The sequence below is a fragment of the Psychrobacter immobilis genome (genome assembly GCF_904846185.1).
Lineage (GTDB): Bacteria > Pseudomonadota > Gammaproteobacteria > Pseudomonadales > Moraxellaceae > Psychrobacter > Psychrobacter immobilis_B.
In genome coordinates, this window is record NZ_CAJGZQ010000017.1 from 24,178 (window position 1) to 38,026 (window position 13,849).

A 13,849-nucleotide genomic window follows, 5' to 3' on the forward strand; every position below is an offset into this window, starting at 1 on the left:
AAGCGTGGAGGCTAAAACCACTACTACGGAGAATTACTATGACTATGTTACCAAAGGGTGATGCTTAGAAAGTCATTGCTACAGAATCCATTTTATATCAGAAAAGGCTCCTATTGAAAATAGTAGCCTTTTTTTATACCTGAATTTTAATTATCGATAGTCAACTTGAGGAGTGTTTTAGCTCTGATAGTAGCCATAGTCCGCATCGCCATCGACAAGTTAGATACAAACGGATAGCAGGATTGGCTCCCACAACTAATTATTCCTCAAAAACCTATAAATCGTATTCTCAAAATCTAACCAAAACTCCCGCTACATCACAATATTTGAATTCCTAAAACCCTCCTCCCTACCACACACCCATTGAATTCCAACCACGCATCGGCAACAATAACAGTATTTATTGATAACACTCAATCTAGAATAATTATTCGAGAAAAAGGATAAATAATGAAACTGCGCATCTTAAAATCTGCCGTGACCAACCCTTGGTTTAACCTCGCGACCGAAGATTGGATATTCCAAGCGCTAGACCCAGATTCGCACACCCTGTTCTTATGGCGCAATAGCGAGACCGTGGTCATTGGGCGCTCGCAAAACCCATGGGTTGAATGCAAAATCGATAAGATGGAAGCCGACAATGTGTTTTTGGCGCGGCGTCAGAGTGGCGGTGGCGCAGTGTTTCATGATTTGGGCAATACCAACTTTACCTTTTTGTCGCCCAAAGCCGACTACGACCAAGAGGCAAACTTCACCATCATCATTAATGCACTAAAAAAGTTAGGCATAGACGCGGATTTATCTGGTCGTAACGATATGCAAGTCGGCGATAAGAAGATATCAGGCAGCGCCTTTAAACATGCCGCTGATCGTAGCTTTCATCACGGGACATTACTCGTAAATGCCAACATGCAAAAGCTAGGCGATTATCTTAATCCGCATCCCCTTAAGCTGAAAGCAAAAGGCATTAAATCTGTCCGCGCTCGCGTCGCCAATTTGGTTGAGTTTAATGAAGACATCAATCACGAGACTTTATCCGAGGCAATTATTGAGGCGTTTCGTGAGTATTATGGAGATACTGCACCTGTAGAAGAGTTGGATGAAGCCAGTCTTGCCAAGCAGCCTAACCTAAACAAATACTATCAGAAAATGGCGGATTGGGATTGGCGCTTTGGCAAAACTCCTGAATTCACTCATCACATCGAGACGCGCTTTGATTGGGGTATTATTGATTTGCACCTTGATGTGAAGCAAGCAGTGATACGCGAGGTCGTCATCTTCTCTGACGCACTAAACGTGGAATTGATTGAGCTATTAAAGGACACACTGACGGACATTAAATACGATAAGCATGAGCTTAAAACCAAGCTTGATGAATTTGGTAAGGAGCATCCTGAGTTGGCAGCACAGATTGATGACGTGTCTGTGTGGTTGATTAGTGAGATGGAAGGTTAGATTTTTGCTTGTTATTAACATTGAGTAAAGACTCTCACTTCCTTACTGCTATCAATATTTCAAAAGCTCTTATACTTTGCGCCGACCAAGCTTGCTATATAAAACACAGCCTTAAACAAACTTAAGTTTGATATTTTACGCTTTAGCCATCTATAATGTGATGCAAATAATAGATCCGCTATAAAATTCCAAACTTTAAACGTTTAAGCAAGGTAGCACTATGGCAGCCTATATCACCGTCGGCGCAAAGACCTCTCACGGTGGGACGGTCATCTCCGGCTCACCGCACACCACTCATAACGGTATCCCTGTCGCGCGTAAAGGCGATAAAGTCATCTGTAAAAAGTGTAAAAAGGTCACCACTATTCTTAGTGGTGATGCCTCCTTTATTGTCGATGGCGCACCCATTGCACGTGGCGGTGATGTCACCAGCTGCGGTGCGAAACTGATTGCTAGTCAGCAGTCATTTGCGGAGTCAGGTTTTGATGTCGGCAGTATTGCGCAGGCAGCGCCTTTGCAGTTTGCGAAGTCGGATATGAGTAATTCGTTTGTAGATGATAATGAGGAAGAACTTGAAGAAATTCACTTTGCTATTGAAGTAATTGAGTTCAACCATAAAGAAGATTCAATAAGTAATTATGGTTCAGAAGGTAACTCTAGCAATATTGCAGTCGATGAATACAATGATGATGGAGATTATTTAGGTAGCTATAATCTAGCAGATAATCCTAGTGATCTATTGGTTTCTGATTCAACTTGGTATAAAGAAAAAGGTATTGGAAATCAGCTCTCTGCTCTTGCGTCAGATTCGTATCAAGCAGCTGTTGATACTGTAACTTCATATTGGGGTGGCACTAAAAAGAAAGGGAAAGAGTTTGGTGAAAACACGGTCAATGTTGCCAAGCATACTAAAAATGCCATGATTATAAACCTTGGCGTTATAGAAGCTGGATTTAAGGATTTCCCCGAGAGAACTAAGGCATCAGCAGCAACTGCTATGCTGCGATTCGGCCAAAGATCAAACGTAGATTTTGTGTATATATCAGGTGGTGCGGGTGTTAAACATTTTGGTATTGATATGGGAATGTCTGTAAATGCTCATAACGGGAAAGTATATGAGCCCGTAACCGCAAATGCCAATGTTAATACTAATAAAGCGCCATCTATTAGTGTTCAGGTAGGAGTTGGACGTATCATAAGTAGTAATATTAAAGGTGATGCTAGCGCTACTGATGCTATATTATCAGGTCAAGGACATTCATATTCCATCGAAGTTGGTCCAGCAACTGCTGCCATTGAAACTACCGACGATGGCAAAACAACTGCAGGGGTTATCGGTGCAGGTAAAGAAATCTCTTTTAAAGGTAATAAAAATAGCTCTTCTATTGGCACTAGTAAAGGTTCTACAAATATGGAGAAAGCAGGAGATATGAAATATGATTCTGCAAGAAATATAATTAAGTATGTAGGAAAATAATCAGTGAAAATAAGAGGTAAAAAATATAATCTGTCTGATATTTCACTTATTGCATTTGTTGTTATTTTATTTATATGGACTATAGACTTAGAACCAGATAAGAAGCTTGAAATATACCAACAAGAATTGACTGGAAAGGAAAGTTGGTTACTTTCTGAACTGAATAATATTGCAGATTTTTTAAATTTTAATGAAAGTGATTATGACTATACCAACCGCGAAGTTTGGTTTTATTCTTGGTATTATGGCTACGACTTTAATGAAGATAGACTATTGAGATTAAAACATAATCTTCTCAAAAGAGGTTGGATAGATGTAACGGATAGTGTTGATAAAAATAACTATACAGCTTTGACTGTAGGAAAATCTAATGAGACAGCTAAAAATATCCACATCTTATGTAATAACAAAGCAACTATTCTTCTATATATGACCGATATGCAAAAAGATATCGAATATAGTTCTACTAAAGTTAGAACTTTAGTAGAACTATTATATGACTATAGTTTGCCTTGTTATGACTTGAATGAAAAACAATATAACAATCCTAGCACTATAGAATTGAATAATTAATACTATTCCCTAAAAATTAATAGCTAGAACAACTAACAAAAGGAATTTTGATGTATCAAAGAAGAGTTATCCCTTTAACCCAGTCTATATTCCTAGCGACAGTGCTATCCAGTAGCTTAATAACTTCTGCTTGTTCAGCGGAGTATTCAAACACACCTATATTATCTAATCAAAGCACCCCTACTGAAATATATAAACTCGGGCTAGCCTACTATGAAGGTGACTCAGTCCCTGAAGATGATAACAAAGCTTTTGAACTATTTGAAAAAGCTGCCAATCAAGGCTATGCCCCTGCTAAACATTATCTAGGTATTATGTATTATGAAGGTTTAGGCGTAGATCAAAATTATCAAAAAGCATTTGAATGGGTTAAGCAAGCTGCTAACCAAGGAGATTCTGATGCTCAATTTGATTTAGGTGTTATGTACCACGAAGGTATTGCTGTTAAGCAAGATGATTTCAAAAAATTTGAATGGTTTCAAAAATCTGCTAACCAAGGAGATTCTGATGCTCAATATCGTATAGGCATCATGTATTATGAAGGTAGTGGTGTTGAGCAAAATTACCAAAAAGCAATGGAGTGGTATGTATTAGCTGCTGACAATGGATCTTTTGATGCTCAAAATAATATTGGTAATTTTTACGAATACGGTTATGGTGTGACGCAAGACTATGACAAAGCTTTTGAGTGGTATACCAAAGCGGCTGACCAAGGGTTAGATGTGGCACAACTTAATATCGGTGGTCTCTACGAAAACGGCTATGGCGTGCCGCAAGATTATGACAAAGCTTTTGAGTGGTACAAAAAGGCCGCTGACCAAGGCAATCAAGAAGCCAGTAATCGAATCGGTAGATTAGTCATGAATGGTAAAATCGATGATACAGGTATCGTTATTTATAGCACCCAAGAAACTGGTCTCACATTAGGTGATATTGAAGATATGAGCCAATGATAATGATGGCTGTATGAGCCAGTATTTTTTTAGCTCATACAGCCACTAATTTATGAAATGTTTAACAGTTCCATCACTCCGCCAAACTATCGAACATCGTCTTCACTTCAGTCACATACTGACCCAAATCTGGCTCTAAATGAAAACCTTCTACTGGAGTGGGTAAGCCTTTTTGTTTACCTAGCCTAACGATAATCGCGTTCTCTTCTGGCAGCACCAATACCCGCTGACCTAAGTGACCAAGCATGGCGTAAAATGGAATCGGACTGTCCATATCCGTCCACACCGAATGTCCGTAAACTTGCGCTTGCCCTTCTGCAAATGCTGCGGCATTGGGCGTAATCATAAAATCAACGTGCGCTTTGCTAAGCAGTTGCTCACCTTGCCATTCGCCACCATTCAATAGCAATTGCCCAAATTTTGCAAAGTCCAATGCACTGGCATTTAAACAGCAATAAACCTTCTCAATATTTTTTGAACCATCAAGTGACCAATAGCCGTCACCTTGCATTCCAAGTGGTTGCCAAAACTTCTCTTCTAAATAGCTAGAGATAGTATAGCCATGCTCTGCGAGCGCCCGTGATAATGCAATGCCAAGCATTTGCGTATCGCCTGAGGAGTATTCAAACCGACCGCCGCATTCTTGCACAAAATCTCGATTGACCATTTGCTTGACCAAGTCATGACCATAATAGGATTCAGCAGTCGGATTGATCGGAAAATAATAGTCCTCGGTCCAATCATAACCCGAGGTCATCGCTGATAAATCTGCGAGAGTGCAGTTTTGCGCATACTTGTTTTCAGCGTATTCTGGTAGCCAGTTGCTAATCGGCTCATCGATACTACCGATATAACCGTCTTCTACCGCTTTTAGATATAACATAGTTGTGATGGTTTTTGCCATCGAAAAGCTATTGGTGTGCGAGTCGCTACCATAGCCTTGCCAGTAGTTTTCGTACACCAGCTTGCCGTCCTTGATAATAGCAAAGGCGACAGTCTCATCGGTATCTAAGGCATTTTGTAAGGTAGGCGTCAGACTAACGTGCTCAAAGTTGGCATCTTCTTCCCAAGCGATAGGGTCTTTGGCAGCAATAGTCCGATTATCAAAATCGATATAATCATCGATATTAGCGGTATTTTCACCTTTAAGATAAGTGAGTTGCAGACCGCGAAAGATATAAGCATTGCCCGTCACCACTAAACCTAAACTAATAAGAATTAATAACGCTAAAATAGGTAAAAATATCCATTTAAACAGGGTTTTTAACACTACCATTATAAAATCCTTTTTTTATGGCGTGATTGGTGCGTACGATTGAGTATCGCTGATAGGTTTAGCGTAGCATAGATATGAATTACTGAAAGTTAAAATAAACTTATGTTTATTATAAAGTAACTGCTATATTCAAGCTTATGGAGAATAATATGAAAAAATTAACCTTAACTACAATCAGTACTTTAGGCATTTACCTCTTATCCACTTATGCAAACTCAGCCAGTTTTGATTGTAATAAAGCTTCTACTTGGGTAGAAAAAACTATTTGTAAAAGTCCTGAGCTATCCAAGCTTGATGAAGCGATGGCAAAAAAATATATAAAAGATCTCAATAACGCAGCTAATGACGAAGACAGCGAAGTATATAAAAATAATGCAATTATAGATCAGAAATTATGGTTAAATTTTCAACGGAATACTTGTAAAGATACCAAATGCCTTATACGTGAGTATGAAGAACATATCGGAGAAAAGACAGGTTCTGACTGGAACGATGATTTAGATTCTTCTGATTTACCTGATAAAAATGCGTTTGGAGAATTCTCTAAAAACTTCCAGATTTCAGTATATAACGTAGACGGCAAACGCAACAATACTTTTCAAGATGCAACGAATACTTTATCGATTAATAAGGTTGATAATAAACCTCATATCTCTGTAATTGAAAGCATCCTGATTTTTAATAATTTACACACCTGTGAGATTGAAGGAAGCATTGCAACATGGTCACAAAATCACTGGGTGATTTATGATAATAGCCAAGATAAAGAAGTTAGGCTAAGGTTATATCCTGCACCTTATAAAGGTAAGAATCAGTTACTATTAAGAGACGTTGATTATCAATTTAGCTCAGGGCGTTGTGGAGTGCGCGGCTATTTTGACAGTATTATATTAGAACATCAGTAAGTGAGCCGAGTGTCTTAATATTGCCTGAAGCAATATTATGCTGAACTGAAGATCTATTACAAGAAACTAAATCTACCAAACCAAAAAAAGCGGCAAGATAATCCATCTTGCCGCTCTAATTACTTCTGAACTAAACCTTAAATCGCTGCCGCAACCTCAGCACCATCTCTTATGGCACGCTTAGCATCCAACTCAGCAGCAAGTTTTGCACCACCGATTAGATGATATTGCGCGTCTGGTGCATCACCGACGTTTGGCATCAGCTCAACCACTGATTCTTGACCAGCACAGACCACGACGCTATCGACACGTAGCAACTGGCTTTGACCTTGGTTATTAGTGATCCAAATGCCTTCATTGGTGATCTTATCGTACTGAGCACCTGATACTTGGATGACGCCGTGTGATTTGACATGGGCACGATGTACCCAGCCCGAGGTTTTATTCAGACCACTACCCAAGCGACCTTTGGTACGCTGCATCAAGTACACTTGGCGGATAGGTTTGATAGCTTCAGGCTTAATCAGTCCACCCTCAGTTTGATAGTTAGTATCATTAGTCACGCCCCACTCTTCACGCCACTCTTCGATAGACTGCGCTTTTGGACGATAGCTTGGGTCTTTTAGCAGCTCAGGGCCCAGCTCATCAAGCGGCTGACCATGCTTGGCGGTCAGATATTCACTAACGTCAAAACCGATACCGCCAGCACCGATGACGGCAACCGTATCACCAACTGATTTTTCACCAGAGAGTAATTCCGCATAGCTCATCACTTGTGGCAAATCCGCGCCTTCCAGTTTGCCAGCAAGGCTTCTAGGAACAACACCAGTTGCGACGATGACATGGTGGAATTTGGCTTTCTCAAGCATGGCTTTATCGACTTTGGTATTAAGTTTAATCTCAACACCTAAATGCTCAAGCTCATTAATATAATAGCGAATGGTTTCAAAGAATTCTTCTTTACCAGGGATAACTTTGGCGTAGTTAAACTGTCCACCTAAGATATCTTTTGCCTCAAATAACGTGACCTCATGACCACGCAAGGCAGCAACGTGAGCCGCTGACATACCAGCGACACCGCCACCGATGACGGCGACTTTTTTAGGTTTTTTGGTTTTCTTATAAACTAATTCTGTCTCATAACACGCTTGTGGATTAACCAGACAAGTCGAGCGTTTATTTTCAAAGGTATGATCGAGACAAGCTTGGTTACAGGCGATACAGGTATTAATACGATCGGCTTGACCATCTTTGGCTTTATTGACCCAATGCGCATCGGCTAAGAACGGACGCGCCATTTGAATCATATCGGCCTGACCACTAGCCACGATTTCCTCAGCGGTGTCTGGCATATTGATACGGTTAGCCGCCATCATGGGGATGCTGATATGCTTTTTAATTTCAGCGGTAAAATCAACAAACGCTGCACGCGGTACGCTGGTGACAATCGTCGGTACACGCGCTTCATGCCAGCCGATACCCGTATTCATAATGGTTACGCCCGCTTCTTCTAATGCTTTGGCGACGGTGATAACTTCATCCATCACGTTACCGTCTTTGACCAAATCAATCACTGATAAGCGGAACAAGATAATAAAATCTTCACCCGTTGCTTCACGAACGGCTTTGACGACATCGACCGCCAGCTTCATACGACCTTGAATATCACCGCCATATTCATCGGTACGTTGATTCACATGACGCGATAAAAACTGATTGAGCAAATAACCTTCTGAGCCCATGATTTCCACACCGTCATAACCCGCTTGCTTGGCAAGTTTAGCCGAACGGGCATAATCCTTTACCGTTTGTTCGATGTTTTTAATGCTCATCTTACGCGGCTTAAAGGGTGAAATTGGTGATTTTATTGGACTAGAGGAGACGACAAACGGATGATAGCCGTAACGACCGCTGTGCAAAATTTGCATGATGATTTTGCTGTCATATTTATGCGCCGCACGGGTCACACGCTGATGGTTAATGACGTCAGCACGCGTATTCATGGTACCGCCAGCAGGCAGCAACCAACCTTCACGATTGGGCGAGATACCGCCGGTAATCATCATCGCTACGCCACCTTTGGCACGTTCTGCAAAATACGCCGCCAGTTTACCGTAGTTATAAAAACGGTCTTCAAGCCCAGTATGCATTGAGCCCATCACCATGCGGTTTTTAAGCGTGGTAAAGCCTAAATCTAGCGGCTCAAATAAATGCGGATAGTGTTCATTGGTGCTAGCAGTCTCAATCGTATTGGCAGTGCGGCTGGCGGACATATCATTTTCCTTATGAATGGTTTGTGGAAATGCTTGTTAAAGCTGGCTGGGCTTTTTAAAAGTTAAGATTTTTAAAAATGAGGCTTTTAGAAATAGTTAAGCGATAGGATTTAACATCACTGGTATCGTAACACACCGCCATTATCATCAGCTATGCAGACAAGCGACTGATGAGTGAACACTATGTGCATTAGGCTAATTGATCATGTGATTCAATATAAGAAAGCGCTAAAAACATACTCGCTTTTCACAGAGCATTGTCTATAATGAACAAACAAATATTTACCGTGAGTCATCTATCGACAAGTTGCTACAAGTAAGGTCAGCAAAAATATTAATAGCTTAGCAAGCAGTGATAAATAACGAAGCCGACTTTATAGCAGGTTTGTAGCGTATTCACCGAATTATAACAGCAAGATAAAGGACTATCCCCATGACAGACTTCCACACAGGTCTTGGCAGAAATGCTGCCAATCATCAACCGCTTACCCCTATCGACTTTATTATCCGTAGCGCACAGGTCTATCCCGATAAAACTGCCATTATCTATGACGATTTAACACATAATAATCTGACGCAAACGTGGCAACAGACTTATGATCGTTGTCGTCAATTGGCGGATGGGCTACGTAAATTAGGCATCGATAAAAATGACACTGTCGCCGTCATGATGCCAAACACCCCAGCGATGATCGAGTGCGCTTTTGGGGTGCCCATGTCAGGCGGTGTGCTTTGTACACTGAACACCCGTCTCGATATCAATGCCCTGACCTTTTGTCTGCAACACTCAGAAGCCAAAGTGTTGATTCTAGACAGCGAGTTTGCTGAACATGCTGAAATTATCGACGAAGCATTTCCTAATCTCATCGTGATTCATGCGACAGATAAAGCGCTTGATATCGAGCGCTTTGGAAAAATGAGCTACGAAGCATTAATCGCCAGCTCAGACAATTTGGATAATTGGGAAAAGCCACTCGATGAATGGGATGCTATCGCCCTCAATTATACCTCTGGCACGACGGGTAAGCCAAAAGGCGTGGTCTATCATCATCGCGGTGCGACGCTCAATGCCGTCTCCAATATTTTAGATTGGGATATGCCCAAGCACCCGATGTATCTATGGACGCTGCCATTATTTCACTGTAATGGTTGGTGCTTTCCCTGGACGATTGCCGAACGTGCGGGCGTCAATGTCTGCTTGCGCAAGATTGACGCTGATTTGATTTTGCAGCTGATTGCCAAATATAAAGTCAGTCATTATTGCTCAGCGCCCGTGGTGCACAATATGATTGCTAGCGGCAAACCTGAATATAAAAAAGCGATTAATCATGAAGTCAAAGGCTGGGTCGCTGGTGCGCCGCCGTCTGAAACCATGCTCGCCGCCATGGAAGCCATGGGCTTTCATATCTCGCACGTTTACGGTCTCACCGAAGTCTATGGTCCAGTCACCGTCTGCGCGGAACAAGCAGAATGGGATGAACTGGATGTCGCTACTCGTGCACAAAAGAAATCACGTCAGGGCGTAACGTCACATTTAATGAATGGCTTTGAGCTATTTAAACAAGGCACCACTGAGCCAGTTGCCGCGGATGGCGAAGAAATGGGCGAGCTGGCACTACGCGGTAACATGGTGATGAAAGGTTATCTAAAAAGCCGTAAAGCCACCGAAGAAGCCTTTGCTGATGGTTGGTTCCGTACTGGTGATTTGGGCATTAAATATCCTGATGGTTATATAAAAATCATGGACAGGCTCAAAGACATCATCATTTCAGGTGGCGAAAATATCTCTAGTATCGAAGTCGAAAACGTCTTATATAAAATGCCAGAAATCCAAAGCTGTGCCGTCGTTGCTGCGCCGCATGATAAATGGGGCGAAGTGCCCGTCGCCTTTATCGAGATTCATGAAGGCAGCACCTTGCAGCGCGACCATGTGATGGAACATTGCAAGCAGCATTTGGCGGGTTTTAAAGTGCCCAAATATATTGTCTTTGCTGAAATTCCAAAAACCAGCACCGGTAAAGTGCAGAAATTTGAGCTGCGTCAAGCGGCTAAATCATTGGCACATGAGACGCCAAAAGTAACGGCTAGCGCTAAGTAAGACTTTATCATTAAGCCTTAATAATACGGAAGTATCGTTAATATTAATGAAGCATCATTGATAAAAAAAGGTCAGCCTAATTGAATTAGACTGACCCTTTTATTACGCTAAAAAAACCAAGCCAATGTTAATTAAGCTTAGGTTCTAGCCACTGATAAATGAGCATCCCGACTATCATCGCAGGAATAAAGACATAGGCCTGCCACTGCCCTGTACCAAGCAGCACAATACCGGGACCTGGGCAAATACCAACCAAACCCCAGCCGATACCGAATAGCATCGCGCCAATCAGTAGTTTTTTATTGATGGTAGTTTTGGTTGGCATCTCAATTGATGACCCAATCCAGCTGGTCTGTTGACGCTTAGCCAATTGTACACCGACTATCGCTACTATTAGACCGCCGCCCATCACCAGTGCCAGAGAAATATCCCATGCACCAAAGACGTCCAAAAAGCCTTGTACTTTAACAGGATCGGTCATGCCTGATATCAGCAGTCCAAAGCCAAATAATAATCCTGCCAGTAATCCAATTATATTTTTTAGCATGTTTTTTCTCGCACCTAATGTGTTAATCCAAGCGGTTATAACCATCCGATATAAACAATAGTCATCGCTATCTTCGCAACGTACTGTCTATGTGATTTTTAAATCAAACCCAAGACATGACGACCAATATAAACGGTCACAATGCCAAACAACATAAAGGTAACCGTCGCCGCCATCGATCGTGGTGACAGTCGCGCATTACCGCAAATACCATGTCCACTGGTGCAACCTGAACCCAAACGTGTGCCAAAACCAACCAGTAATCCTGCCCCAATAAGCAGCGGCAAAGAGTTACTAATCTCTATATCGGGCAACGGTTTCACCAGACCATAAAGTAATGGCGAGATAACAAGACCAAGTATAAATAACACCTGCCACATCTCGACGCGCTTGGGTTTAAGAAGACTTGAGAAAATACCACTAATACCCGCAATACGACCAATGCCCAATAGCAAGATGACCGTTGCAACGCCTAGCATCAGCCCGCCTACCAAGGAAATTGGCGTAAAGGCCTGCCAATCTATTTGTATACTCATAATATTTACCTAAGCCAATTTTTATCAAAACAGTTTTGAATTTCGTTTTATATAAATACATTATATTATAAAATATAATAAATAGGTAAAAAAATACTGAACCCTCGTTACAAGGGCTCAGTATTCTTTTTACTTAAAGAATATCTTACGAGATAAGGATATTATTTCGCCAATACTTCATCAAGTGCAGTTTCAAAACGCTGTACCGCTCCGTCTACATCAGTCAATTTATCTAGACCAAATAAACCTAAGCGGAACGTTTTAAAGTTATCCGGCTCACCAACTTTTAGCGGTACACCAGCAGCGATTTGCATGCCTGTTTCGGCAAACGCACTGCCTTTATGCATATCATCGCGATCGGTATAAGCAACCACAACGCCTGGCGCTTCAAAACCTTTTGCCGCGACGCTTTCAATGCCTTTAGCGGCTAATACTTCGCGAATACGGTTGCCCAATTGCCACTGCGCATCACGCAGTTTATCAAAGCCAATCTCTTTTGACTCTAAAATAGTATCGCGGAATTGACGTAAGCTATCGGTTGGCATGGTGGCATGATAAGCGTGACCGCCATTTTCATAGGCACGCATGACATTTAACCACTGCTTTAAGTCTAAGCTAAAGCTATCTGATTCTGTATTGTCTACTTTTTCGATTGCCGCAGCGCTTAGCATGACTAAGCCTGCACACGGAGTGCTACTCCACCCTTTTTGCGGGGCGCTGATGAGAACATCAATACCCAAGTCTTTCATGTCCAACCACACACAACCTGAAGCGATACAATCAATGACCAATAAACCGCCAACGCTATGTACAGCCGCGCTTAGCGCTTTGATATAGTCTGATGATAAAATAATACCCGATGAGGTTTCGACGTGCGGCGCAAAGACTACTGCTGGTTTCTCTGCTTTAATTTTAGCAACCGCTTCATCGATATCAACGGGGGCAAATGGTTTTGGTGACTCACCCTCTTCACGATGTGCCGTCAATACCGTAGACGACTTGGCGATTTTGCCTTTTTCTAAAATTTGCGTCCAGCGATAGCTAAACCAACCGTTACGAATAATGAGGCAATCTTCATCATTGGCCAATTGGCGCGCAACGGCTTCCATTCCATAAGTACCAGCACCGGGTACAATGACCACTGCTTCGGCGTTATATACAGATTTTAGGTCGCTAGATAAGTCATTCATCACTTGCTGAAAGACTTTTGACATGTGGTTTAAGGCGCGGTCAGTATAGACCACTGAGTATTCTAATAAGCCGTTTGGATCAATATCTTGACGTAATGCAGTCATAGGAAGCTCCTAGTTTATAGTTAGATAGTTTAATTTTCTCAAGCATTGGCTATAGCAAAATCCAGATACTCTCTTAAACCAACCTGCCTTAATAACGCTAACCAATCTAGAAACCTACTGTTCGCCAACTTAGCCAAATAATGCTTCTATTAGATAACATGGGTGTGAAATAACGTTTTTGTTAAATAATCTGGCTATCAAATACCATTGCTGACCAATAGCATAGTCGTTAGATTGCATAGCAGCTAGATACTACTAGGGGTAGTATTAACTGAATATTAATATGGGGTAATAGTCGAGAGCATGACGCAGGGTTGACGATATAGCACTTTATCCTAGCGCTATTGCCGTTGGTGATTGTGTTTTGCACGCCGTGTTTTTATTGATTTTAGACAAAGTCGTACAGAACAGGTGCGCCACTATAGGGGCTACGCGGTGGTAGGCTAATAATGGTCACTAAC

The 13,849-nt window shown here is 41.7% G+C and carries 11 protein-coding genes; 6 read left to right on the forward strand and 5 right to left on the reverse strand.

Going from position 1 to position 13,849, the window contains the following annotated elements; translation table 11 throughout:
• The first annotated feature begins 450 nt into the window (after positions 1-450).
• From JMW94_RS10080 to JMW94_RS10095, 4 genes are all read left to right on the forward strand, one after another.
• Complete coding sequence (locus JMW94_RS10080; RefSeq protein WP_201604312.1) at positions 451-1,455, forward strand: lipoate--protein ligase; 1,005 nt, start codon at positions 451-453, stop codon at positions 1,453-1,455.
• A 220-nt stretch (positions 1,456-1,675) separates the two neighbouring features.
• Positions 1,676-2,932: a PAAR domain-containing protein gene (locus JMW94_RS10085; RefSeq protein WP_201604313.1), complete on the forward strand. Its 1,257-nt coding sequence runs from the start codon at positions 1,676-1,678 to the stop codon at positions 2,930-2,932.
• 3 nt (positions 2,933-2,935) lie between these two features.
• Positions 2,936-3,505 (forward strand): hypothetical protein, encoded by a 570-nt coding sequence (locus JMW94_RS10090; protein WP_201604314.1) that lies wholly within the window; start codon positions 2,936-2,938, stop codon positions 3,503-3,505.
• 50 nt (positions 3,506-3,555) lie between these two features.
• On the forward strand, positions 3,556-4,458 hold the full coding sequence (locus JMW94_RS10095) for a tetratricopeptide repeat protein (RefSeq protein WP_201604315.1): 903 nt from the start codon (positions 3,556-3,558) through the stop codon (positions 4,456-4,458).
• A 73-nt stretch (positions 4,459-4,531) separates the two neighbouring features.
• On the opposite strand, the gene JMW94_RS10100 is transcribed toward JMW94_RS10095, so the two are convergent.
• Entirely contained in the window at positions 4,532-5,734 is a 1,203-nt protein-coding gene (locus JMW94_RS10100) for a serine hydrolase domain-containing protein (protein WP_201604316.1), read from the reverse strand.
• Between the two features lie 149 nt (positions 5,735-5,883).
• Between JMW94_RS10100 and JMW94_RS10105 the strand changes: the two genes are divergently transcribed.
• Positions 5,884-6,639, forward strand: a complete 756-nt coding sequence (locus tag JMW94_RS10105; RefSeq protein ID WP_201539503.1) for a lysozyme inhibitor LprI family protein — start codon at positions 5,884-5,886, stop codon at positions 6,637-6,639.
• A 137-nt stretch (positions 6,640-6,776) separates the two neighbouring features.
• Here the strand turns inward: JMW94_RS10105 and JMW94_RS10110 are convergent, their stop codons facing one another.
• The gene (locus JMW94_RS10110) at positions 6,777-8,912 is read right to left on the reverse strand and encodes an NADPH-dependent 2,4-dienoyl-CoA reductase (protein WP_201604317.1); all 2,136 of its coding nucleotides are present in this window, start codon (positions 8,910-8,912) and stop codon (positions 6,777-6,779) included.
• Positions 8,913-9,345: 433 nt separating this feature from the next.
• On the opposite strand from JMW94_RS10110, the gene JMW94_RS10115 reads away from it, so the two are divergent.
• Positions 9,346-11,010 (forward strand): AMP-binding protein, encoded by a 1,665-nt coding sequence (locus JMW94_RS10115; protein WP_201604318.1) that lies wholly within the window; start codon positions 9,346-9,348, stop codon positions 11,008-11,010.
• Between the two features lie 127 nt (positions 11,011-11,137).
• Here JMW94_RS10115 and JMW94_RS10120 read toward each other — a convergent pair whose 3' ends face one another.
• The 3 genes from JMW94_RS10120 to JMW94_RS10130 form a co-directional block, all read right to left on the reverse strand.
• The gene (locus JMW94_RS10120) at positions 11,138-11,557 is read right to left on the reverse strand and encodes a DUF6691 family protein (protein WP_201604319.1); all 420 of its coding nucleotides are present in this window, start codon (positions 11,555-11,557) and stop codon (positions 11,138-11,140) included.
• A gap of 98 nt (positions 11,558-11,655) precedes the next feature.
• Positions 11,656-12,093 (reverse strand): YeeE/YedE family protein, encoded by a 438-nt coding sequence (locus JMW94_RS10125; protein WP_201604320.1) that lies wholly within the window; start codon positions 12,091-12,093, stop codon positions 11,656-11,658.
• Positions 12,094-12,254: 161 nt separating this feature from the next.
• Positions 12,255-13,388, reverse strand: coding sequence for an aminotransferase class V-fold PLP-dependent enzyme (locus tag JMW94_RS10130; RefSeq protein WP_060490277.1), 1,134 nt, complete (start codon positions 13,386-13,388; stop codon positions 12,255-12,257).
• Positions 13,389-13,849: the final 461 nt, after the last annotated feature.

Coding starts and splice junctions, on each gene's coding strand:
- JMW94_RS10080 (WP_201604312.1), top strand. CDS start 451: ATGAAACTGCGCATCTTAAAATCTGCCGTGACCAACCCTTGGTTTAAC.
- JMW94_RS10085 (WP_201604313.1), top strand. CDS start 1,676: ATGGCAGCCTATATCACCGTCGGCGCAAAGACCTCTCACGGTGGGACG.
- JMW94_RS10095 (WP_201604315.1), top strand. CDS start 3,556: ATGTATCAAAGAAGAGTTATCCCTTTAACCCAGTCTATATTCCTAGCG.
- JMW94_RS10100 (WP_201604316.1), bottom strand. CDS start 5,734: ATGGTAGTGTTAAAAACCCTGTTTAAATGGATATTTTTACCTATTTTA.
- JMW94_RS10105 (WP_201539503.1), top strand. CDS start 5,884: ATGAAAAAATTAACCTTAACTACAATCAGTACTTTAGGCATTTACCTC.
- JMW94_RS10110 (WP_201604317.1), bottom strand. CDS start 8,912: ATGTCCGCCAGCCGCACTGCCAATACGATTGAGACTGCTAGCACCAAT.
- JMW94_RS10115 (WP_201604318.1), top strand. CDS start 9,346: ATGACAGACTTCCACACAGGTCTTGGCAGAAATGCTGCCAATCATCAA.
- JMW94_RS10120 (WP_201604319.1), bottom strand. CDS start 11,557: ATGCTAAAAAATATAATTGGATTACTGGCAGGATTATTATTTGGCTTT.
- JMW94_RS10125 (WP_201604320.1), bottom strand. CDS start 12,093: ATGAGTATACAAATAGATTGGCAGGCCTTTACGCCAATTTCCTTGGTA.
- JMW94_RS10130 (WP_060490277.1), bottom strand. CDS start 13,388: ATGACTGCATTACGTCAAGATATTGATCCAAACGGCTTATTAGAATAC.